Genomic DNA, 23,730 nt, shown 5'->3' with positions numbered 1-23,730 from the left:
TTCGCATCGCGAAGAAATGGGACCGAAACGGCACAAGTCGCCTAAACGCCGGCGAAAATCCTCCGACTACCAATCGCGGGCGACAGCAAGGGACTGCCGCCGCGGCGATTTGGAGGGGCGGATGGTTGCGATCTTCACGGGTGCCGGCACGGGCTTGGAGCGTGGGTCGGGCTCGGTTCTGGGCGGGTCGGGCCTGCTCGGCAGCGCATCGCAGGGGCGGGGGGGCGACAATGTCCTCGTCAACGCCGCGAACGGCAACCTGCTGATCTCGCGACAGGATGAATATCTCGTCGGCCGCGGCCCCGATGTCGCGATCGGCCGCGCCTTCAACAGCCAGGCGACCGCCGACGACGACAATAACGACAAGTGGCGCCAGAGCACCGACCGGCGCGTGACGACGGTCTCGGGGACGACCGTGCGCCGCGTCTCGGCCGACGGCAGCGAGACGATCTACACCTGGGATGCCACCCGCTCGGCCTATGTCTCGAAGGAAGGCGCGGGCGCGTACGACCAGATCGTCAAGTCGGGCAGCCAGTGGATCTGGACCGATGGCGACACCCAGCGCGTGGAGAAATATGACGAGCTGAACGGCGGCCGCATCGTCTGGGAAGGCGATACCGATCTCAACGCGATCACCTATACCTATGTCGGCGACAAGCTCGACAAGGCGACCACGGCGGACGGCGCCTGGGTGCAATATAGCTGGTCCGGCTACAACATCACCAAGGTCACCACCGGCTATACCGATCTCGCGACGGGCCTCTCCAAGACGCTGTCGCGCGTCTGGTACGAATATTCCGGCTCGCAACTGACCAAGGTCCGCACCGATCTCACCCCGGCCGACAATGCGCTGCCCGGCGATGCCGATTCCTACTGGACGAGCTATGGCTATGACGGCGCCGGCCGAGTCAACAGCATCACCCAGAAGGACGGCTCGAGCCTGACCGTCACCTATGACGGATCGGGCCGCGTCGCGACGCTGACCCAGCTCGCCAGCTCGGGCGTCAACCGCGTGACGACGCTCGCTTATTATGCCGGCTACACCACGATAACCGACGCGACCGGGCAAGTGACCCGGCTCGACTATGACGCGGCCGGCAACCTCACCAGGATCACCGCGCCGCCCGCCTCGAGCGGCGCCGCGCAGCAGGTCGTGCAGTTCGGCTACAATGCCAATGGCGACCTGATCAGCACCACCGACGCGTCCGGCAATTCGGCGAGCTACACCTATGACGGCAACGGCAATGTGCTCACCGCCACCGATGTGCTGGGGAATGTCGTCACCCGAACCTATGGCAGCAAGAACGAGCTGCTGACCGAGACCCGCACCGCGTCGGACGCGAGCGGCGCCGCCGTCAGCGTCACCAGCCGTTTCGCCTATGATGCCAGGAACCATCTGCGATACGTCGTCAGCGGCGAAGGCTATGTGACCGAATTCCGCTACACGGCGGCGGGCGAGCTCCAGTACAAGATCGAATATCCCGAGCACAGCTATGGGATCGGCGCCGGCGCGCTCAGCGAAGCGACGATGGACGCATGGCGCAACGGCCTGGCCGACCGGTCGTCGACCCAGATCACCCTGAACACCTATGATGCGCGCGGGAGCATGACCTCGACGCGCAGCTTCGGGATCGCCGGCGCCGGAGGCGCGGAATCGGCGGCGGAGGGCGCGCGGCGCACCTACTACACCTATGACCAGGCGGGCCGGCTGCTCGCACGCAGCAACGAGGGGCAGGTCGCCGAGACCTTCGTCTATGACGGAATGGGCCGTATTACCGCCTCGACCGACATCAACGGCGGCACCACCAGCTTCGTCTTCAACGATACGGCGACGACCACGACGGTCACGCTCGCATCGGGCTATGTGTCGACCTCCACCTACAACAAGGCCGGCGATCTGGTCAGCCTGACCGATAGCGGCAGCTATGTCGCGAGCGGGACCGCCGCCAGCCAGTGCGACAAGCTGGGCCGCGTGCGGATCGCGACCGACGCTGCCGGGCTCAGCCGCTATTCCGCCTATGACAAGGCGGGCCGGCTGATCGCCGACGTCAACCATTATGGCGACATGACCGAGTATCGCTACGATGCGAACGATCGCATCGTCTCGACCACGCGCTACGCGACGCGCCTGACCGCCGGCCAGCTGGCCATCCTCCAGAATCCGGACAGCGTGTTCGATGTGGGCGCCATCCGCCCGGGCGCGTCGGGTGCGGATCTGTGGAGCTGGTCGGTCTATGACAAGCTGGGCCAGGTCGTCGCTTCGATCGCGGGCGACGGCAGCGTGGCGACCATGGCCTATGACAAGTCCGGTCGCCTGGTCGGCACCACCGCCTATGCCGTCAAGCTGACCGCGGGACAGATCGCCGGCTTCAAGACCACCCCGCCGCTGCTCACCGACATCCCGGCGCCGACCGCCGCCGATGCGATCACGCGCAGCTTCTACGATCGCGACGGCCGCCTGCTCGGCAGGCTGGACGGAGAGGGCTTCCTGGTCCGGAACGTCTATGACAAGGCGGGCAATAAGGTCTCCGAGATCGCTTCGTACAACGCCGTCCCCGCGGGGCTGCGCGCGGCGGGCAGCTTCAACGACCTGGCGGCGAGCGTCGGCAGTTCGGCCGGCGACCGCGTGGTGCGGTACGTCTATGACGGCCAGGGGCTGCTGCGCTATGTCGTCGACGGGCTCAACCAGGTCACTGCCTATGGCTATGACGCGGCGGGCCTGCGGACCAGCACGGTGCAATATGCCGCGGCAATGGCCGCGACCGGCGACTATACCTATGACAACGTCAAGGCACTCACCGCTTCGCTGGCGAGCAATGCCGACAACCGGACCAGCTGGTCGGTCTATGACGCGGCGGGCCGGCTTGCCTTCTCGATCGATGCCGATGGCGGTGTCGTCGGGCTGAGCTACGATACGAGCGGCCAGGTGATCCGCTCGGTCCAATATGCAGCCAAGTACGTGACCGGCTCGCTCCCGTCCGTCTCGACGATGAACGGGTGGTCGGGCAACAACGCCGGCGGCGCTGCCGACCGGATCACCCGCACCTGGTACACGGCGCGCGGCGAGGCCCGCTATGTGGTGAACGCCGAAGGCTTCGTCTCGCGGACCGACTATAGTGCCTCGGGCAAGATCACGGCCAGCATCCTCTGGAACAACAGGATCAGCGTTTCGAACGCGACGACGATCGGCCAGGTCGACGCGGCGACGGCGGGGGCGGGCGACTATGCCGCGCACAGCTATGGCTATCACCCCGACGGCATGCTCTACACCGAGTATGACGCCCTCGGCGTCCTGACGCTGTACGACTATACCGCGACCGGCAAGCTCAACGCCCGGTACGATGCCTATGGCACGGGCGACCAGGTGATCACCGCCTATGGCTATGACGCCGCCGGGCGAGTCGTCACCGAGGTTCGCGCCTGGGGCACCGCGCAGGCGTCGACGACCAGCTATGCCTATGATGGCCTCGGCAACCGGATCCAGGCTACGGATCCCAACGGCAACGTCACCAATTTCACCTATGACAAGCTCGGCCAACTCAAGACGCAGACGGATGCGCTGGGCGGTGTCTCCAGCTACGAATACAATGCGTTCGGCCAGGCCTGGAAGGCCACCGATGCGCTGGGCTATTCGAGCTATAGCTGGTACGATCGGCTCGGGCGGATCGCGCAGACGCGCGATGCCGGCAACTACCTGACCGAAACCAGCTATACCGCCTTTGGCGAGAAGGCGAGCCTGACCCGCCGCTTCAACCAGGTGACCGGCACCGCCGCCATGGCGACGCCGCCCTCGGTGGCCGCGAACGGCACCGAGGATGCCACCACCAGCTTCCTCTACGACAAGCTGGGCCGGCTCCTCCGCACGACCGATGCGATGGGTTTCTTCGAAACCTACAGCTATGACGGGCTCGGCAACCGGCTCTCGGTCACGGCAAAATCGTCGACCGACAGCGCCGTCGCCGGGGCGGCGACGACCTATACCCATGATCGCCTCGGCCGGGTGCTCACCGAGACGCTGCCCAAGCCGACCTATGATGCCGCGGGCAACCTCACCAGCTCGACCGTGGTCAACCGCTATGAATATGATGCGCGCGGCAATCGCACCAAGGTGGTGGAGGCCGACAATCTTTCCAACCGCCGCACCACGACCTATGGTTTCGACAAGAACGATCGCCTGATCGAGACGCGCGGCGACGCGGTTTCGGTGATCGCCGACGATCTCGTCACGGTGTCGACGGTCACTCCGGTCGAGACGATCCGTTACGACCTGCGCGGCAACGTCAAGGAAATGATCGACGTCGCGGGCGCGCGCCGGCTGTTCTACTATGACGCGCTCAATCGCAAGACGGTCGAGATCCGCCAGACCTCGGCCAGTGAGAACACCTATTCGAGCTTCACCTATGATGCTGCGGGCAACGTAAAGTCGAACCGCGTCTATGCGGGCTCGATCGCTCTGCCGGGGAGCGTCGGCAGCACGCCGCCCTCGCCGCCCGCGACCGGCTATCGCGAGACCCTGTTCAACTATGACGCGCTCGGCCGTACGAGCTCGAGCCAGGTGCTGAACGTCGTCACCGGAAGCTACGCGACGGGCTATGCCGCGGCGAATCTCACCACCAGCTACACCTATGACGGCGTCGGCAACCTCAAGAAGGTCGTCGATCCCAATGGCGGCGAGACCTATAGCTGGTACGACGCGCTCGGCCGCAAGACCGGGCAGCTCGATGCTGAAGGCTATCTGACGAGCTGGGGCTATGATCCCGACAACAATGTCACCGAGGAGCGCCGCTACGCCACGCGCTATGCCGGTGCGGCGTCGCTGGGTGGCGCACCGGGCGTGGGCACGTCGGGTGCCGACCGGGTCACGCAATATGGGTATGATCGGCAGGGCAATCGCACCTGGGAGGCGCGGCTCTCGGTCGAGGCCTATTCGGTCAATGCGGGCAATGGGGCGCTGAGCTCGGTCAGCGGCACCGCGATCGTGCAATATCTCTACAACGGCCTGGGACAGGTAGTCCGCAAGACCGAGGCGAGCGGCGACCAGACCTTCTACGGCTATGACGGCGCGGGCCGGCTGGGCGTGGAGACGCGCTCGGCCTTTGTCGACTTCAACGGCCAGTGGGTCTCGCCGACCACCCAATATCTCTATGACGGCCTGGGCAACCTGTCGCGTACCGTGCAATCCGGGGCGACCAACGCCGCGGCGCGCGTGACGACCTACAGCTACGGCGCCGATGGGCGCCTGGCGAGCACCACCGACGCCTCCGGCTTCAGCCGCTACTATGCCTATGACGTCGCGGGCCGGGTGAAGAAGGAAAGCTATACGCGCGCCACTGCGGCGGGCGGCGCCGTGACCGACGCCATCGCGTCACGCTACGACCTTGCCGGCCGCAAGGTGTTCCAGGGCGTCGCCACCTGGAACGGCGGCGGCTTCGCGATGATCGACTATAGCCAGACCCAGTATAACAGCTATGGGCAGGTCTCCCGGAACGGCGTCAACGGGCTTTGGCAGACCGAGAACCAATATGACAATGCCGGCCGCCTGACCGCGACCAATTCGGGGGACGGCGTCTGGAAGTTCTTCGGCTATGATCGCAACGGCAACCAGACCGTCGCGATCACCTCGGCCGGGACGAACCTGGCCGGCCAGTCCTTCCTGGGCGCGCTCTCGCTGGTGGGCCTGTCGACGGTCAACGCCACCTATACGAGCTACGACAAGCGCAACCTAGCGGTGCAGGTGGTGGAGGAGGGGCGCCAGCTGAGCGCTTCGGCCAGCGACCAGTTCGTCACTGCGCGCGGCTACAACGCGTTCGGCGAGATCGCGAGCGAGACGAACGCGCTCGGCGCGACGCTCACCTATACCTACAACACGATGGGCAAGCTGACGAAGAGCGAGAGCCCGACCGTTTCGATCACGCTCGAGAATGGCGCCCAGCAGAGCGTTCGTCCCACCGAATATTATTATTACGACCTGAGCGGCCGGCTGATCGGCGGGCGCGATGCGAACGGCAACCTCTCGACGCGGAGCCTGCTTGCCGGCACCGGCTATGGCGTCAGCCAGGCGCTGGTCGTCACCAGCTTCGCGGCCGATGGCGGCAAGATCGCCAACGCCTATGATATCCATGGCGATACGCGGCGCATCACCGACCAGATCGGCCGGGTCACCACCCAGGATTATGACGCGATGAGCCGCGTCACCGGCGTCTCGCATTATGGCGGCCTGGTCGAGAACTATGCCTATGACGGGCTGGGCCAGCGCATCCAGGCATGGAACAACCTCTATCAGAACCCGATCTACGGCCCGGAGGAATCCTATTGGGTCGAGGATCCCTATGATCCCTATGGCGGCTATTATGGCGGCGGGGGCCATTGGGAATATTACACGCCGATCATCGGCTACACGCCCGAAAAGGCGCTGACCGAATATGATGCGCTCGGCCGGGTGACCAGCCAGCTGGCGTTCGGCGGCGACCTCACCACGGCCGGCTATTCGTGGAACGGCGGCATCTCGACCAGCGGGATCGGCACCTTCGGCGGCTGGACCCAGGTAACGACCTACGCCAACGGCAAGACGCTCGTCGAAAGCAAGGATGTCTTCAACCGCACCACCGCCAAGACCGACCTTGGCGGACATGTCTGGAGCTACAGCTACGACATTTCGGGCCGGCTGAGCCAGGTCGGCACGGGCGGGCTCTATACGACCTATAATTATCTCAACACCGGCATGGTCGGCCAGACGATCGTGGGCACCCCCAATCCGCAGGTGAACACCAGCTGGGCGCGGACGGTCTCCACCTACAGCTACGACAAGCTGGGCCAGCGCCTGACCGAGCAGACCAGCGAGGAAGCGGGCTATTATTCGCCGGGCTACTGGTACGAGGAATATGACCCCTATTACGGGTACGTGACCAACAGCTACTGGGTCGACGAGAGCTATTACACCACTTCGGCGACGCTGCAGAATTCGAGCGTCACCTATGACGCGCTGGGCCGGCTGAAGACCTTCGCCGAGGCGGGGACGGCGACGATGCCCGCGGCGAACATCGCCTATGAATATGATGCGAACGGCAATGTCCGCCGGACCACGGCGACCTATCGGACGCTCGACTATCAGGGCAATGTCTCGTCCTATTCGACGACCAGCGACTATTGGTTCCGCTACGACAGCATGGGCCGGGTGGTCACCGACAAGGGCACGCTGCGCGGCGGCCAGATCGTCCGCGGCGAAGCGGTGTACGGCACCGGCGGCGGCCAGGACATCCTGTACGATCTCGCCGGCCAGCGCATCGCCGTGATGCGGACGGAATATTCGCCCGGTTATTACGACTATGAATGGGGCTATTACTACGCGGGCAGCTATTACGAGAGCCGCGAGAATTATATCTATAACAGCGCCGGCCGTATCTACGAGATCCAGACCTCGATCGGCGGCTATGTCTCCGAGGACTATGACTATAACACCGGCGTCGCGACCCCGCCCGGGACGATCCCCGCGGCGCCCGCGACCGGCACGGTGCGCTCGCGCTTCTATTACGACCTGGTGGGCCACATGACCCAGCAGAACGACTATGAGGCCTATGGTTCGGCGATCGCCTATAGCCGCAATGTCGGCTACAACAACAAGGGCCAGGTCACCTACGAGAGCACGTCGACCAAGAAGTATGACGGGCACACCTATCAGTCGTACAGCTATTACGACTATGGCTATGGGTCCAACTATGCGCTGGGATCGGTGCTGAGCGTCTCGACGATCAACTATCGCGACAACAACAACGCGAACGCGCCCGATACGATGACCACCAACAGCTATACCTGGTGGGACGGCGCGGTGCAGTCCCAGATCGCGCACAAGCCGAATACCGGCCAGTCGACTACTTATTACACCAGCTTCTATTATAACGGCCTAGGCCAGCTGACGTCGCTCTATGTCGGCGATGCCCGCGCGCGCAACGTCACGTTCAAGATGAACGGCGAGGGGCAGATCATCCGCCGGGACGAGCAGGACTATAACTGGTCCAACGGCGATCCGCACGAGATCTGGTACCGGTTCAACGCGCGCCAGCTGGGCTATGTCGGTAACAACGGCACCAACGATGTGTCGACCGCACAGTCGATCAGCGAGCGTCAGACCGTCTCGCCGACCACGCCGGGCGCGTTCCGCAACGGCGCGAGCTATGGCAGCTCCTACGCGGAGTTCGCCAACAGCTACGATCCGATCAACAGCTACAGCCAGGGTTCGTCGGGCGGCAGCTACACCGTGCGGGCCGGCGACACGCTCCAGGGCATCGCGCTCTCCATCTATGGCGACTCCAACCTCTGGTATCGCCTGGCCGAGGCGAATGGCCTGACCGGTGCCTCCGCGCTCGTCGAGGGGCGGACGCTGACGCTGCCGAGCGGCGTGGTGAAGTCGAGCTACAACGCCTCCGGGCTCAAGCCCTATAATCCGGGCGAGGCGATCGGCGACGTAACCCCGTCGACGCCGCAGCCGCAGCAGCAGAAGAAGAACAAGTGCGGCGTCTTCGGCGCGATCATCCTCGCGGTGGTGGCGATCGCAGTCACCGTGGTAACCGCGGGCGCGGCGCTGGCGGCCGCCGGCCTGGCGACCAGCGTCGGTGCCGGGATCACCACCGTCGTCGGCGGCGGCCTGATCGGTGCGGCCGGCGTGGCCGGCGGGCTGGCCATCGGCGCGGGTGCCGCGGCCATCGGCTCGATCGTCAGCCAGGGCATCGGCGTTGCGACGGGCATCCAGGACAAGTTCAGCTGGAAGGCAGTCGGCATGGCCGCGATCGGCTCGCTGGTGTCGGGCGGTCTCAACGAGGCATTTGGCGGCGGCGGGATCATCGGTGCCGCGGCGCGCGGTGCCGCCGGCAGCGCGATAACCCAGGGCATCGGCGTCGCCACCGGCTTGCAGGACAAGTTCAGCTGGGCCGGCGTCGCGGCCGCCGGGGTGGGTGCGGCGGTCGGCTATCAGGCCGGCAAGTGGATGGGCGTGGAGCCGATCAGCCAGAATAATTCGATCGGCAACTATCTCGTCAACTTCGCCCAGGGTGCGGCGAGCACCATCGCCAATGCCGCGACGCGCAGCGCGATCGAGGGCACGAGCTTCGGCGACGCGGTGGTCGCCGCGATCCCGGACGTCATCGCGCAAACGATCGGCGACATCCTGTTCAACGGCGTCACCAGCACCAAGGAGCAGGCGCGGATCGAATATGCCGAGTCGGAAACCCAGCGGTTCGCCGCGGAATATGGCATCACCGACAAGGACCAGCTTGCCGAGGTCCGGGCCGCCTATCTCGACGCGCCGAGGATCTCGGACGACTATGCCCGCCCGCAGGGCCGGAACGAGACCGTCGGCGACTATGAGGCGCGTCGCGAAGGCGCGCTGAGCCGGCTCGCCGCCAACAAGCGCACGCTGGCAACGATCGCCGGTCGTGCGTCAGGCTATAGCGACGCGCAGATCAACGAAGCGCTTCGGTCCGGCGGGCGGGGCTATGATCCGGCGAGATACGATGCGCAGATCGCCGAACAGAACGCACAGAACAATGCCCAGCCGACCGTCGATCCGCAGACCGGCGAGATCCTCCAGACGGTCGTCGTCATCGGATACCGGCGCGAGGACCTGCCCACCGACGGTACGCGTCAGGGGGCGGCGCTCGGCGTCGTCGCGGTGGACAGTGCGGTAAGCATCGTCGGCGACAAGGCGCAGCGGATCGGCGAAGTCATCGATTCGCGCCCCTGGTTGCGGATCGGCGTGACGGTTGCCGGCTATACCGCGGATGCGGCGACCTGGTATTTCGGCGGGCCGGCCAAGTTCTTCATCAGCCAGGCCGTCGGCCAGCTCCAGGGCGCCGCCACGCAATATGTCAGCGACGCGGTCGGCAACCGCTATGACGACAAGGGATATGACCCGACCGAAGCGTCCGCCGGTGCAGTGGGCGCGGCTACGCTGATCCAGCTCGGGTTGAGCTCGCGCGACATCGTCGGGACGCTGCGTTCGCTGCCATCGCTCGCAAAGGGCATCGCGCAGCGCCTGCGCGGCGCGGTCCGTCGCGCGCCGACGATCGAGACGCCGGTATCCACGCCCGATCCGACGCCCACCACGCGGCGCATGCCCTATGCGCGCAGCCGTCCGAGCTACGCGCGGGGCCAGGTCGACAGCGTCTGGGAGAATGCGGTGCGCCGCTCGCCGGACGGTGTGGTACGCGATCCCAATACCGGCGAGGTCCTTACCTGGGACCGTGGCCGGAACCGCAATGGCCAGTGGGACATGGGCCATCTTCCGGGCAAGGACTACAAGACCTTGCACGATCGGTATATGAGCGGGCAGATTAGTCGCGAGCAGTTCCTCCGCGAATATCATGATCCGCGGAATTACCAGCCGGAGGCGCCCGGCGCCAACAGGAGCAGGAGATACCAATGATACCCGAAGCGGCCGTCTTCACGCTGATTCGGTCCGATGCGCCGGCGATCGAAACGCGGATCACTGCCGATGACATCCGGGCAAAGGGGGATATCGGCCAGACGACCCTTCAGGAGGCCATTGCCAGCCGCAAGCCCGAGCTTGCGGCTTGGCTGGTGGAGCGCGGCGTCGACCTCGACAATCGCGATCGTTCCGGTTTCACGGCGCTCCATTATGCCATGGAATATCAATATTATCCTTTGGCCGAGAAGCTGATCCGCGCGGGTGCCGACGTCAACGCGACGAACAAGCATGGCAATGGCGCGCTCTGGACCGCGGTGATGTCCGCGCGGGGCGATTATGCGCTGGTCGATCTGCTCCTTGCCCATGGCGCGGATCCGGATATCCGCAACAGGGCGGGCAAGTCGCCGCTCGACCTGGCGATCGACATGGGCAACGCGCAACTGATCGAGAAGCTGAGGCATGCCGGAAAAGCAATATAGGATCGCCGCCGAGGACATGGTCGCGCTCGTCAGCGGCTGGGGCGCCGCGACCGCGACGGACCGCGTAACCGTTGACGGCAGGATGATCGGCTATGCCTATCGGGAGCGGCCGGTGAACGGGGCGGATAGCGGCTGGCGGTTCTTCGCCGGAGACGAAGACGACGCGTACATGGCGGACGCTTCCCGGCATGATTTCTACGCGGTGAATACCATCGCAAACTATGATCCGGCGATCCTTTCGATCCTCGACAGCGCGATCGGCAGTGCGTTCGAGCGGGATCAGACCGGCCCATGGCGCGAAGTCGGCGACGCGCAGAACTGATCGGGCAAGGACGTCGGCGGCCGGCATCGCATGCGAATCGGAGGAGGGCCTTTCCGGTTCGAAGCGTGGAATTGCTCCCAAAAGAATGAACCGAAATGGCAGCAAAAGGCACTTGGAGCCGCGGCCCATAGCTGTCTGGGATGGAATGGGATTTCGGCGAATCGCGGGATTTCCGCGGTTGAAACGTTGCCGCAACACATCGAAATATTTCTTAATCGGAGGCACTTGACGGCGGACACCCCGGACTGTCTCATATCGGGACAGTAACGGGGGGATGAAATGTCGGGGCTCGTCGAAGCGGCGACGGCTATTCTTAGTGCGTCCGAAAGAAAGCTGGAAGTGGCGGCGCACAACGTCGCCAATGTTTCCACACCCGGTTTCAAGCGGCAGATAGGGTTTTCGCAGCTTCTCCAGGCTTCGGGGAACGATGCGATGCCGCTTCCCGAGGTCGCGGTCCGCCGCAATTTCGCGCAGGGCAAGCTCACCGAGACGCGCAATCCGTTCGACCTCGCGATCAGCGGCGACGGGTTCTTCCAGCTCCGTGCGGGCGACAGCATCGTCTATTCGCGCCAGGGCCAGTTCAAGCTTGCCGCGGACGGTACGCTGGTCTCGCCGCAAGGCTATGTGCTGCAGCAGCAGGGCGGCGGCGACCTGGTGCTCGATCGCCAGGCGGCGACCATCCAGCAGGACGGCACCGTGATCGAGGACGGCCGCCCGGTCGCCCGGATCGAGCTGTTCGCCACCAGGGATCCGCAGGCGCTGACACCGGTTGGCGAATCCTATTTCTCGGCCGGGGCGGGCGCGATGGACACGGTCGGCGGGCCGGTGATCCGCCAGGGCATGGTGGAAAGCTCGAATGTCGAGATGGGCGACGAAATGGTCGCGATGATGACCGCGCTGCGCCAGTCGGAAGGCGGCGCTCGCCTGGTGCAGGTCTATGACGATCTGATCGGCCGCGCGATCTCCAGCCTGGGACAGACGCGATGAGTGACGCCTTCTATGTGGGAGCGGTGGGCCTTCAGACGCAGCAACGTGCGCTGGATGGCATCGCCAACAACATCGCCAATGTGAACACGCCGGCGTTCAAGCGCGTCCAGTTGCGTTTTTCGGACGTGGTGGCCGGCCGCCCGGTGGACGTGGCGACGCCGGATCTGCGCCAGCTTCCCGCGGATGTCGCGGGGGTGATGCTCGATACCCAGTTCATGCTGAACGAACAGGGGCAGCTGGAGCGCACCGGCCAGCAGCTCGACATCGCGATCGACGGCCAGGGTTTCATCGAGCTGATGGGTCCGGGCGGCCAGACGCTGCTGTGGCGCGGCGGCGCGCTCAAGGTGAATGACGACGGCCAGCTCGCGACCAGCCATGGCGTCGCGTTGCGGGCCGCGATCACGGTGCCGGGCGACGCCAGCGCGATCGAGATCGGCAAGGACGGCGTGGTGCGCGTGCGCGTGCCGGATAGCGCCGATCCGGTCGAACTCGGGCAGATCCAGCTCGTTCGCGTCAACGATCCATCGGCGGTCTCGCGGCTCGATGGCGGCCTCTATCGCGTCGACGATGCCAGTGCCCTCAGCGAAGCGGTGCCAGGCGAAGACGGCACCGGGATGCTCGTCCAGGGCTCGATCGAGCAATCGAACGTCGCGCTGACCGACGAAATGGTGCGGCTCATGCTCGTCCAGCGCGCCTATGCCGCCAATGCCCAGATCGTCCAGGCCGCCGATCAGCTGATGGGCATTGCGAACGGTCTTCGGCGCTAGGAACATGGCAGGGGGAATCGTCATGGGGGTGGCGCTCGCCGTCGCCGCGGCGGGCGGCGCCGGGGATGTCGCGCTCAGGCCGATGGTCGAGGTGCGTTCGGCGCAGCTGCGCGTCGGCGATCTGGTCGCCGCGCGCGAGGGCGCGCTGCCGGCGGGCATCGCCGAGCTGGTGGTGGCACGGCTGCCGCATGGCGCGACGACGCTTGCGCTGCCGGCCCGCGACGTCGCCGCATTGGTGCGCCGTCGGGTGCCGGGGCTGCGGATATCCGCGCCGGCAGGGGAGATTGTCCGGATACGCGCGGCGATCGCGGCGCTTCCGGCCCGCATCGGCGGTGGCTGCTTCGCCGCCGCAGCCGCGATTCCGGCGGGTGCCGCCGTCAAGGCCGGCGACGTGGTCGCGGCCGAATGCCGCGGTACTGTGCCCGCGGCGCTGCGCTATGACCGGGATGGGCTGGCGGTGGCGCGCGCCGCACTGCCGGCAGGGGCGTATCTCGGGCGGCTGGCAGCGCTTCCGCGGGACGCAATCGGCAAGGGGACTCCGCTGACCCTGCGCTCGGCGGCCGGCCCGGTGACGGTCGAGCGCGCGGTGACCACGATGCAATCCGGCCGCCCGGGCGCGCGCCTGTTCGTGCGCGACGGCGAAGGCAAGGTCTTCGCAGCGCCGCTTGCGCTGGTCGACAAGGAGGGCGGACGATGAGCCTCAGGCTGGCAGCCGCGGCCGCGGCGCTCCTGCTTGCGACGCCCGCGGCCGCGCAGGATCTCTACAGGGGCGGGAACTGGTCCTCCATGGCGGCGGATCGCCGCGCCAGCGGCGTGGGCGACGCGATCACGGTCGTCGTCCAGCAGGCGGCGGAGGCTTCGAACACCACGCAGAACGCGACGCGCAAGAGCACCGACGTGTCGGGCGGGCTCAATGCCGGCTCGATCAACGAGAGCGGCCAGCTCTCCTTCGGCGGCGGCTATACCGGGCGCGGCGAGGTGCGGCGCAGCGAGCGGCTGGTCGCACAACTGAGCGTCACGATCGAACAGGTGCTGCCCAATGGCGACTATCGCATCGTCGGCGAGCAGCGCCTCCACGTGAACGGCGAGAAGACGCTGATCGCCGTGCGGGGGCGCATCCGGCCCGAGGATATCCGCAGCGACAACAGCGTGCTCTCGAGCCGGATCGCCGATGCCCAGATCAACTATGACGGCAAGGGCTTTGTTTCGCGCAGCGCCAAGCCCGGGCTGCTCAACCGCATCTTCTCGCTGCTGGGGCTGGGCTGATGCGCGGCGCCGGAACGGTCCGCGCGGCGGTTGCCCTCGTGCTGGCTCTTGCGATGCCGGTCGCGCCCGCCATCGCGCAGTCGGTGCCGCTCAAGAGCCTGGGCAGGTTCGACGGCTGGCGCGAGAATGCGCTGGTCGGCTATGGCCTGGTCACCGGCCTGGCCGGATCGGGCGATACGCGCCGCAGCGTGGTGACGCGCCAGGCGCTGCGCAACGTGCTGAGCCGCCTGGGCACCAGCGTCACCGAGGATCAGCTCAGCAGCCGCAACGTCGCGGTGGTCATGGTCACTGCGGTGCTGCCGCCATCGGCCAATGTCGGTGACCGGATCGACGTCACGGTCTCGTCGATCGGCGATGCGCGCAGCCTGGCGGGCGGCACGCTGATCATGACGCCGCTGCTCGGCCCGGACCAGCGCACCTATGCGCTTGCGCAAGGGCCGCTGCTGGTGGGCGGTTATCGGTTCGATGCCGATCTGAACCAGCAGCAGCGCAACTATCCGACCACTGCGGTGCTCCAGGGCGGCGGCACCATCGAGGCGCCGGTCGAGTCGATGGTGCTGCGCGGGGGCAACGAGGTCGCGTTCCTGCTTGCGAACCCGAGCTTCTCGACATCGCAGCGCATCGCCGAGCAGATCAATGCGCGGTTCGGCTATGGCACCGCGCTCGCGAAGAATGCCGACGAGGTCCGCATTCGCTTCGCCGGCGCGCCGGCGGAGGTGACCGGTTTCGTGGCGCAGCTCGAGAATGTCCGGGTCGAGCCCGACATCGCGCCGCGCATCGTGATCAACGAGCGCACCGGCACGGTGGTGGCGGGCGGCGACGTGATGATCTCGAGCGTCGCGATCGCACAGGGCGACATCAAGGTGACGGTGACCGGCGAGCGCAGCGCGTCGCAGCCCGGCGGCTTCTATGGCGGCTTCGCCAATGACGTCAGCAGCCTGATCGTCACCAATACCAAGCTCGAAGTGGCGCAAGGGGTGGGGGATCAGTCGTTCCGTTTCCCCAACACTTCGGTTGCCGATCTCGTCCAGGCATTGTCGCGCGCGCATGTCGATACGCGGCGCATGATCAGCATCCTCCAGGCAATCAAGACCGCGGGCGCGCTGCACGCGGAGATCATCGTTCAGTAGCGTGAAGAAGGTGGGGACATGGAGAGTATTTCGACGGCGCTGATCGCCAAGGCGCTCGACGGGCTTACCGCGCGCTACCAGGCGACGGCGCAGAACATCGCCAACGCGAACTCGCCCAACTATCGGCCGATCCGCGTCACGTTCGAGGACAGCCTGCGCAGCGCGGCGACGCAGGGCGGCGGCGCGATCGCCGGCGTCGAGCCCAAGGTGGAGCTCGAGCCGATGCCGCGCATCGCCAGCGAGATGCGGCTCGACCTGGAGATCGCCAACGCCTCGCAGACCGCGATGCGCTATGGCGCGCTGCTCTCGATCCTCGGGCGTCAGATGGAGCTTGCCCGCACCATCGTGTCGGGAGGCCGCTGAGATGGACGCCATCGCCATCAGCCGCACCGGCCTAGACGTCGAGTGGCAGCGCCTTCAGGTGATCGCGCAGAACCTCGCCAACATCAACACGAGCCGCACCGCTTCCGGCCAGCCGTTCCACCCGCTGCGCCTGTTGTCGGGGCCGCAAGTCGATTTCAAGCATCTCGTGCGGGCGGGCGACAAGACGCCCGGCGGCGTCGAGGTGCTCGGCGTCGAGCCGATGGCGGCGGGCACGCGCCGGGTCTACGAGCCCGGCCATCCGCATGCCGACGCCGATGGCTTCGTCACCTATCCCGATGTCGACCATGCATCCGAGATGACGCTGCTGATCAAGACGTCGCGCGCCTATGAGGCCAATCTCACGGCGATGAGCATCGCGCAGCAAATGTATTCGCGCGCCGCCGAACTGGGCAAGCAGGCATGACCGGGATCGAGGGGATCGCGGCGATCGGCGGTGCCGATGCGGCGCCGCTCGCGATGCGCCTGGGCGAAGCGACTGCGACGGTTGCCCAGCCCGCCGGGGGCGCCGGCTTCGGCGAAGTGCTGATGAACGGGCTGCGCGGCGTCGACCAGAAGCTCGCCACGGCGGACAAGCTCGTCCAGCAGTTCACGGTGGACGATTCGGTGCCGGTGCACCAGGTCACCATGGCGCTGGAACAGGCCCGGCTTTCGGTGGAGCTCGCGATGCAGGTCCGTTCGCGGATCGTCGAGGGCTATCGCGAAATCATGAACATGCCCCTCTGACCGGCTGATCTCCGATGGAAAACCCCGTTCCCGCTCCCGCCGCCGCGCGCGGACAGCTGTACCTGTTGGGCGGCGTCTTCGGGCTCGTCCTGTTGCTGCTCGCCATCGGCTACTTCCTGTTCCTGCGCACCGACTATGTCGTGCTCGCGCAGGGGCTGCGTCCGACCGATGCCTCCGCGATCGTCGCGGAGCTGGACAAGCGCGGCGTCGCCTATCGCTTGCGCGACGGCGGCGCGACGATCCTGGTGCCGGAGGGGCAGGCCGATGCCACTCGCGTCGCGATCGCCGGGTCGGATGCGGCGGCGCGCGGGCAGATCGGCTTCGAGCTGTTCAACAAGTCCGACATGGGGCTCACCAACTTCGCGCAGAAGATCAACTATCAGCGCGCGCTCCAGGGCGAACTGGTCCGTACCATCACGGCGATGGACGGAGTGGAGACGGCGCGCGTCCATCTCGCGCTGCCCGAAAAGGCGCTCTTCCGCGGCGACCGGGTCGACCCCAAGGCAGCGGTGACCGTCACGATGAAGCCGGGCCAGACGGCCGATCCGGCGCGCGTCTCCGGCATCCAGCAGCTGGTTGCGGCGGCCGTCCCCGATCTGCCCGAGAGCAAGGTGGTGGTGCTCGACGCGGCCGGACATGTGATCAGCCCCCCGCCCGTGGTCGACGGCGGCACGGGCGCCGAACGCCCCGCCGATATCGAGGAGCGCGGCGCGGTCGAGAATTACTATCGGGCGCGAGCGCGCGGCGCGGTCGAGCGACAGATGCCGGGCGTGCGCTTTGCCCTCCGGGTCCTGCTCCTGCCGAACGGCGCGCCGCCGACGGCGGCAGCCGGCGGCACCGCCGGCGCCGATCCGACGGTGGTTCCTGCCGCCGGCTGGACGCCGTCGGGCGAAGGGGCGGCGCGCAACTTCCGCATGCGCATCCTGTTCATCAGCGAAGCGCCGATCAATTCGGAGGACCAGCAGATCGCGCGCAATGCCATCGTCCAGGCGACGGGGCTCGACGACCAGGCCGGCGACAGCCTGTCCTTCGAAACCGGGCCGATCGATCAGCCCGTATCTTCCCCGCCGATCGCGCAGCCCAGCCACGCGGCGGCAGGCGCACCCATGGCGGCAGCACCGATACCGGCCCAGGGTTTCGGCTTCGCCTGGCCGCCGATCTGGCTGTGGCTGGTTGCCGGCGTCGCAATGGCGGCAGTGCTGGTCTGGCGCTTCCGCCGCCCGGGCGCGCGGATGAGCGGCGAAGAGCAGGAGGCGTTCGCGCAGCGGCTGCGCCGCCAGCTCAACATGACGGAGGAGGCTGGCGATGCTGCTGCCTGAAGCCCGGCTCGATATCCTGATCGACGAACTGCGCGGCATGTCCGCCGGCGATCGCAAGGCGGTGCTGGCGAAGCTGGGGGGCGAGGAGCGCCGGCGCGTCCGTGCCCGGCTCGCCGCTTCGGCAAGCGGGCCCGCCGAACCCGTCTCTCCCTATTCCGCCGATATCGCGGCGCGGCTCGAGGCACGCGGCGACACCGGGCTCACCGTGGCGGGGCGGCGCGCGCTCGATGCGTTCCTGATGCCGGCGGGGAAGGGCGCCTCGCGCCCCGAGCAGGGGCGCGGCGCGTCGCTCGCCCAGGCGATGGGCGGCCTGCTCCGCCCGCGTGGCAGGCTGCCATGACCATGCTCATCAAGTCCGATGCCGGCATTGCGGTGCGCAGCTTCATCGGCGGCCCGCGCTTGCCGGTCGAAGCGAGCGAAGCGCCGGCGGCGGATCCGCGCGATATCGAGCGTGCGCAATTGCTTGCCGAGGTGGAACGGCTCCAGCGCCAGCGCGGCGAGGACGAAGCCGCGACGAAGCGCGCGGTGGAAGTCGCGCGCGAGGAAGGCCGGCAGGAGGGGCTGGCCCAGGCCGAACGGCGAGAGGCCGACGGGATCGCCGCGGTCCGCAAGGGGCTGGAACAGGCCCGGGCGGACTTCGCTGCGCAGCTGGATTCGCTCGACAGGCTCGCGCCGGAACTTGCCCGGGCCGCACTGGCCAAGATGTTCGCCGAGGGCGAGGGCTGGGCCGCCCCGGCAGAGGCGATGATCGCGCGCCAGCTCGCCGCCCTGCGCCGATCGAGCGTGATCGCGATCCATGTGAGCCCAGAGGACTTCCCGGACGCTGCCGCGCTCGCAACGCTTTCGGCCGAGCTCGGCGCGGAAGGGCTGCGCGTCGAGAGCGACCGCGCGCTGCGCGCGGGCGCCAGCCGGATCGAATGCCGGCTCGGCCAGGTCGATCTCGACGTGCGCACGCAGTGGCAGGCGCTGTCGGCGCTGCTGGCCGAGATGGCCGGATGACCCTCCATCCCTTCCTGCAGCGGCTGCGCGATCTGGAGCTGGTTCACCCCATCGGCTTCGTGCGCAAGGTCGCGCATGGCCATTTCGAGGCGACCGGCCCGGCCTGCACCGTAGGCGACCTGTGCGAAGTCGCCGGGGAGGGTGCCGCTGTGCGCGTCGAAGTCGCCGCGGTGGACGAGGCCGGGCTGATCCTGGTGCCGCTGGAACAGGATCGCCAGGTGCGCCCCGGCGCCCGGGTGACGGCGCTGCCCGGCGGCGGCTCGGCGGCGGTGGGTGACGGTTTCGCCGGGCGGGCGATCGATGCGTTCGGGCGGCCCTTCGATGGCGGAGGCGCAATCGCCGTCGAGGCTCGGACGGCGCTTGCCGGATCGGTGCCGCGCCCGCTCGATCGTGCGGCGCCCCGGCGCATGGTGAAGACCGGGCTGCGCGCGATCGACGGGCTGCTGACGCTCGGCGAGGGCCAGCGCGTCGGCATCTTCGCTGCCGCGGGGGTGGGCAAGACCAGCCTGCTCGAGCAGCTCGCCGGGCAGATCGAGTGCGATCGCGTGGTGCTTTGCCTGGTCGGCGAGCGCGGCCGCGAAGTCGAGGCGATCTGGCGCACGCTTTCCGCCCGCGCCGATGCGGAGCGCTTCACCCTGGTCGCCGCGACATCCGACGAAACGGCGGCGTTGCGTGCTCGGGCAGCCAATGTGGCGCTGTGCCTGGCCGAACATTGGCGCGATCGCGGCCAGCATGTGCTGCTGGTCGTGGATTCGGTCACGCGTCTCGCCATGGCGCTGCGCGAGATCGGCCTCGCCGCCGGGGAGCCGCCGACGGTGCGCGCCTATACGCCGAATGTGTTCGCGGCCCTGCCGCGCCTGGTCGAGCGGTGCGGCGCCACCGGCGGCGGCGGTGCGATCACCGCGGTGATGACCGTGCTGAGCGAGACCGACGATGTCGACGACCCGATCGTCGAAGTGATGAAATCATTGCTCGACGGCCATATCGTGCTGTCGCGCACGCTTGCGGAGCGCGGCCATTTCCCGGCGATCGACGTGTCGCGTTCCATCAGCCGCCAGGCGGCGCGGCTGATGGAGCGCCAGCATGCCAGCGCGGCACGCACGGCCGTCACGCAGCTCGGCGTCTATGACGAGGCGCGCGTGATGATCGAGAGTGGCGTCTACAAGGACGGCGCCAATGCCGAGATCGATCAGGCGATCGCTATGCGCGCGAAGCTGATGGCGTTCCTGCGCCAGGGGCAGAGCGAGAATTCGGGTTTTGCCGATACGCTTTCAGGCCTGCGCACGGCTGCCGGGAGTGGCGGCCATGCATGATCGCCGCACCCATCGCGCACTCGCCGACATCGCCGCGCTCCGTGTCGCGCAGCGCATGGCCGCACATCAGGAACTGGCCGCGGCGCAGGCGCGCGAAGAGGAGGCGGCGGACGCGTCGCGTCGCGCGGACCTGCGCACCGAAACGGCCGCAAGGGCATGGGACGCGCATCTCGGCAGCGCGGACTTCGCGCCGGATTTCGCCCGCGCGCTTGCCGCCGAGCTTGTCGAACAGGGCCGGGCGAGTGCCGCCGCGCAGGCGCATCGCGCGCAAATGGTCGAGGCGTGCGCCGCCGCGGAGCAGGATTGGCACGACGGCGATGCACATTGCCGGCTTGCCGACCGCGCGCTCGACACCAGCCGCCGCGCGCGCCGCCGGGACCGTGACGAGCGCGCGCTCGATGCGCTGGCGGACCGCATAGCTTCGAACTGGAGGCGAGCATGATTGGACCTCTCCCGCATACCGGCCCCATGCCGCCCGAGGGGCGGGGCGATTCCGCCGATCAGCAGCATGGGCAGGCGCCGAGCGACCTGTTCGCGCAGCTGCTCGGTGCCGGCGGCGCGCTTGCGGCAGAGCAGGCGGCGCTCGCCGAAGCGCCTTCGATGCCGGCTCCCGAAGCTTCGCTGCTCGTCCCCGATGTCGTTGGCGCGGACCCGGCGCAGCAGGCGCCCGCGCCGCTCGCGCGCGTGTTCAATCAGGATGGCTTCTTCGGCCATGCAGGCAAGATACCAGGCCAGGCGGTAATGCTCGAGCGAGAGGAGGCGGCGCTGGCACAGGCGCCCGGCGTCGCGCCGGCAGGGCTGGCCGCGGCGCTGCGTCCGGAAGTCGCGTTCCCCGCCATCCCCGGGGGCAGCACCATGGCGCGATCGGGCGCGGGGCATGGGCCGGCGATGCGCGTCGCCAGGGCAGGGCCGGCGACCGTCGTCGCCAAGCCGGCGAGCGGCATGGCGGCCGCGCCGCCGGCGACCGCAGAGAATGAGGCGGCCGATCCCGTCGCGCCCCTGCGGCACCGCGCCTATCGCACGCCAGGCGCCGCGCGTTCGGCGCTGCATGTGGCGCTGCACGAGATCGAGAGCGGTTTGCAGATCGCGGCGCGCGTCGAGGGATTGGACGAAGCGGAACGTCATCAGTTGCGCGACGAAATCGCCGCGCTGCTCGGCCGCCATGGGCTTTCCGCCGCCCGAATCCAGATCAATGCCATGCCGCCACGGGAGAGTGAACGATGATCGCGCAAACCGCGCCAGTAGGCGCCGCTGACGGCGGCCAGCAGAATGCCGGCGCCGCCAATGCGGCGACCGATGCCTTCGGCCTCGGCTTCGATGCGCTGCTGAAGATCATCCTGACCCAGCTGACCTATCAGGATCCGCTGAAGCCGATGGACAATTTCGAGTTCGTCTCGCAGCTCGCGCAGTTCTCGCAGATCCAGCAGAGCCAGACGATGAACGACCGGCTCGAGGCGCTGGTCTCCGCCCAGGCGACCAGCCAGGCGACCGGCCTGCTCGGCACCACGGTCGACGTGCCGGCGGGGGCGACCACGCTCACGGGCTTGGTAACCGCGGTCACCTTCAGCAATGGCACGCCGCGGATCACGATCAAGACGGCCGACAATCGCACGATCAGCAACCTCGCGATCGCCAGCATCTCGCAAGTCAGGAAGGGGAACTAAGCCATGTTCGGTGCCATCTATATCGGCCTCAGTGGCCTCAACGCCTATTCCCGCGGACTCGAGCAGGTCAGCAACAACGTGACCAATCTCAACACCTCGGGCTTCCGGGGTTCGACGGTGACGTTCCAGAACTATTATGGCAGCGGCAGCCAGGGCGGCCTTTCGCACGACACCGACAGCAATGGCGGCGGCAACGGAGTCGGCATCGGCCAGAGCCGGCTCGACCTGAGCGCCGGCCAGCTGCGGCAGACCGGGCGCGACCTGGACCTGGCGATCGACGGCGGCGGCTTCCTCGTCCTGATGGACGGCGACAAGATGCTCTATGCGCGCACCGGCAGCTTCGAGGTGGACAACAAGGGCTTCATCGTCCTCTCGGGCACGAAATATCGGCTGGCGACGCTCGATTCCTCCGGCCGGCCGGTGAGCCTTTCGATCGATCAGAAGCGCACCAGCGCCCCGCTCGGCAGCACCACGATCACCTTCACGGACAATCTGTCGAACACTGCCGTCAACGCAGTCACGATCAACGACATGGTCGTGTACGACAGCAAGGGCGGCTCGCACAAATGGAGCGCGAAGTTCGAAAAGGGCACGGCCGCCGGCGAATGGACCGTCAAGATCAGCGACGAGAAGGGCCTGGTCGCGACCAAGAGCCTCAAATTCATCGGTAGCATCATCGATCCCAGCGCCGCCAAGATCGAAGTCGAGGATACCACCAACAACTTCAAGGTGACCTTGGATTTCTCGGCCGTGCAATCCTATTCCTCCGGCGATGTCTCCAATCTGCGCGCATCCTCGATCGACGGGCACGGCGTAGGCGCGCTGACCACCGTTACCGTGAACGCCACCGGCAATCTCGAGCTTGCCTATTCGAACGAGCAGAAGCTCGACCTGGGCGCAGTCGCGCTCGCCGATTTCCGCGATACCCAGTCGCTGGTCGAGAAGGATGGCGGCCTGTTCACCTATAATGGCAGCGGCGAGCGCATGTATCTTGCCAGCTCCGATCCCCGGGTGGGCCTGGTAAAGGCCAGGCAGCTCGAGGCCTCGAACGTCGACCTGTCCAAGCAGTTCGGCGACCTGATCCTGATCCAGCGCGGATTCCAGGCCTCGTCGCAGATCGTCAGCGTTTCGAACGACATGATCCAGCAGCTCTTCGGCATCCGGGGCCAGGGATGACGCTTCCCTGCCGATCCTGGCTGCCCGACGGAACGCTCGCGCCCGCTTCGGTCCAGAACCTGCTCGCCGGCATGGTCGAGAGCTGGTCGGGCGAGTGGTTCGCGGGCGAGCCGATGCGCGTCGCCGGGGGGCTCGCCCGCATTGCGGCACCGCGCGCCGAATTGCGCAAGGCCGTGTGGCATTGCTGCGACGAAGGGGTGGCGATCGGCCTGCCGCCGGCGGGCGTGATGGCGCTGGGGGCGATGGTGCTCGGCGTGCCCGCAGCCGCGGGCCAGCGCAACGCGCACGATCTGGCGCTGCTCGAGGCACTGGGCAAGGAATGCCTGGATGGCCTCAAGTCTCGCCTCGTTCAGTGCCTCGCGCTGGGCAAGCCGGTCTGGCATCCATCGGAGGCGGGGCGCGGCGAGGGGGCGATACATCGGCTCGAGGCCGTCACCGCCACGCGCGGGCTGACGCTCCTGATCGAGCTGTCGGCGCCCAGTTTCGCGCGCTTCGTGCGGGAGGTGCTGCCCGAGCCGGCGGTCGGTGTGCCGCTTGGTTCCGGCAGTGCCGCGCTTGCCGGAATCCCCGTGTCGCTCTCCGCGTTGCTCGGCCGCAGCCATATCACCGTCGCCGATCTCGCCGGGCTCGGCTGCGGCGACGTGCTCGTGCTCGACCGCGCGACCGATGACATCCTGCCGCTCGCGGTGGACGGGGTGCCGCTTGCGCGGGGCCGCTGTGCCGTCGTCGAAGGCAAGCGCGGTCCCGCGCTCGAAATCATAGAAGCTCCAACCCGATGAGT

General features: G+C 67.4%; 20 protein-coding genes. All 20 read left to right on the top strand.

The window, feature by feature from the left end; translation table 11 throughout:
* The first annotated feature begins 121 nt into the window (after positions 1–121).
* Positions 122–10,417, top strand: coding sequence for a GH-E family nuclease (locus BGP17_RS00845; protein WP_286710714.1), 10,296 nt, complete (start codon positions 122–124; stop codon positions 10,415–10,417).
* Complete coding sequence (locus BGP17_RS00840; protein WP_286710713.1) at positions 10,414–10,899, top strand: ankyrin repeat domain-containing protein; 486 nt, start codon at positions 10,414–10,416, stop codon at positions 10,897–10,899. The genes BGP17_RS00845 and BGP17_RS00840 overlap by 4 nt, the downstream gene beginning before the upstream one ends.
* Positions 10,880–11,221 carry a DUF2185 domain-containing protein gene (locus BGP17_RS00835; protein WP_167300756.1) on the top strand — a complete coding sequence of 114 codons (342 nt, stop codon included), beginning with the start codon at positions 10,880–10,882 and terminating at the stop codon, positions 11,219–11,221. Before BGP17_RS00840 ends, BGP17_RS00835 begins: the two co-directional genes overlap by 20 nt.
* Before the next feature lie 279 nt (positions 11,222–11,500).
* Positions 11,501–12,208, top strand: coding sequence for a flagellar hook-basal body protein (locus tag BGP17_RS00830; RefSeq protein WP_286710712.1), 708 nt, complete (start codon positions 11,501–11,503; stop codon positions 12,206–12,208).
* Positions 12,205–12,975, top strand: a complete 771-nt coding sequence (locus tag BGP17_RS00825) for a flagellar hook-basal body protein (RefSeq protein WP_286710711.1) — start codon at positions 12,205–12,207, stop codon at positions 12,973–12,975. The genes BGP17_RS00830 and BGP17_RS00825 overlap by 4 nt, the downstream gene beginning before the upstream one ends.
* A 4-nt stretch (positions 12,976–12,979) precedes the next feature.
* On the top strand, positions 12,980–13,672 hold the full coding sequence (locus tag BGP17_RS00820; RefSeq protein ID WP_286710710.1) for a hypothetical protein: 693 nt from the start codon (positions 12,980–12,982) through the stop codon (positions 13,670–13,672).
* A complete protein-coding gene (locus BGP17_RS00815) occupies positions 13,669–14,241 on the top strand; it encodes a flagellar basal body L-ring protein FlgH (RefSeq protein ID WP_286710709.1) in 573 nt (190 codons plus the stop codon). The genes BGP17_RS00820 and BGP17_RS00815 overlap by 4 nt, the downstream gene beginning before the upstream one ends.
* A complete protein-coding gene (gene flgI, locus BGP17_RS00810) occupies positions 14,241–15,371 on the top strand; it encodes a flagellar basal body P-ring protein FlgI (RefSeq protein ID WP_286710708.1) in 1,131 nt (376 codons plus the stop codon). Before BGP17_RS00815 ends, flgI begins: the two co-directional genes overlap by 1 nt.
* An 18-nt stretch (positions 15,372–15,389) precedes the next feature.
* Positions 15,390–15,734, top strand: a complete 345-nt coding sequence (locus tag BGP17_RS00805) for a flagellar basal body rod protein FlgB (protein ID WP_086130292.1) — start codon at positions 15,390–15,392, stop codon at positions 15,732–15,734.
* Between the two features lies 1 nt (position 15,735).
* Positions 15,736–16,158: a flagellar basal body rod protein FlgC gene (gene flgC, locus BGP17_RS00800; protein WP_167300750.1), complete on the top strand. Its 423-nt coding sequence runs from the start codon at positions 15,736–15,738 to the stop codon at positions 16,156–16,158.
* Positions 16,155–16,478: a flagellar hook-basal body complex protein FliE gene (gene fliE, locus BGP17_RS00795; protein WP_286710707.1), complete on the top strand. Its 324-nt coding sequence runs from the start codon at positions 16,155–16,157 to the stop codon at positions 16,476–16,478. The genes flgC and fliE overlap by 4 nt, the downstream gene beginning before the upstream one ends.
* Before the next feature lie 14 nt (positions 16,479–16,492).
* A complete protein-coding gene (fliF, locus tag BGP17_RS00790) occupies positions 16,493–17,797 on the top strand; it encodes a flagellar basal-body MS-ring/collar protein FliF (RefSeq protein ID WP_286710706.1) in 1,305 nt (434 codons plus the stop codon).
* Positions 17,784–18,137 (top strand): hypothetical protein, encoded by a 354-nt coding sequence (locus BGP17_RS00785; RefSeq protein ID WP_286710705.1) that lies wholly within the window; start codon positions 17,784–17,786, stop codon positions 18,135–18,137. The genes fliF and BGP17_RS00785 overlap by 14 nt, the downstream gene beginning before the upstream one ends.
* Positions 18,134–18,796 (top strand): FliH/SctL family protein, encoded by a 663-nt coding sequence (locus BGP17_RS00780; protein ID WP_286710704.1) that lies wholly within the window; start codon positions 18,134–18,136, stop codon positions 18,794–18,796. The genes BGP17_RS00785 and BGP17_RS00780 overlap by 4 nt, the downstream gene beginning before the upstream one ends.
* A complete protein-coding gene (locus tag BGP17_RS00775) occupies positions 18,793–20,109 on the top strand; it encodes a FliI/YscN family ATPase (protein WP_286710703.1) in 1,317 nt (438 codons plus the stop codon). Before BGP17_RS00780 ends, BGP17_RS00775 begins: the two co-directional genes overlap by 4 nt.
* A complete protein-coding gene (locus tag BGP17_RS00770) occupies positions 20,102–20,551 on the top strand; it encodes a hypothetical protein (RefSeq protein WP_286710702.1) in 450 nt (149 codons plus the stop codon). Before BGP17_RS00775 ends, BGP17_RS00770 begins: the two co-directional genes overlap by 8 nt.
* A complete protein-coding gene (locus BGP17_RS00765; RefSeq protein WP_286710701.1) occupies positions 20,548–21,333 on the top strand; it encodes a hypothetical protein in 786 nt (261 codons plus the stop codon). Before BGP17_RS00770 ends, BGP17_RS00765 begins: the two co-directional genes overlap by 4 nt.
* Positions 21,330–21,773, top strand: a complete 444-nt coding sequence (locus BGP17_RS00760; protein ID WP_167300742.1) for a flagellar hook capping FlgD N-terminal domain-containing protein — start codon at positions 21,330–21,332, stop codon at positions 21,771–21,773. The genes BGP17_RS00765 and BGP17_RS00760 overlap by 4 nt, the downstream gene beginning before the upstream one ends.
* 3 nt (positions 21,774–21,776) lie before the next feature.
* Positions 21,777–22,949: a flagellar hook-basal body complex protein gene (locus BGP17_RS00755; protein WP_286710700.1), complete on the top strand. Its 1,173-nt coding sequence runs from the start codon at positions 21,777–21,779 to the stop codon at positions 22,947–22,949.
* Positions 22,946–23,728 carry a FliM/FliN family flagellar motor C-terminal domain-containing protein gene (locus BGP17_RS00750; protein ID WP_286710699.1) on the top strand — a complete coding sequence of 261 codons (783 nt, stop codon included), beginning with the start codon at positions 22,946–22,948 and terminating at the stop codon, positions 23,726–23,728. The genes BGP17_RS00755 and BGP17_RS00750 overlap by 4 nt, the downstream gene beginning before the upstream one ends.
* Positions 23,729–23,730: the final 2 nt, after the last annotated feature.

The organism is Sphingomonas sp. 67-41 (genome assembly GCF_001899725.1).
In the GTDB taxonomy this organism is placed as follows: Bacteria; Pseudomonadota; Alphaproteobacteria; order Sphingomonadales; family Sphingomonadaceae; genus Sphingomonas; species Sphingomonas leidyi.
Note: the sequence above shows the minus strand (reverse complement) of the source record. Positions and strands in the feature narration are given on the sequence as shown.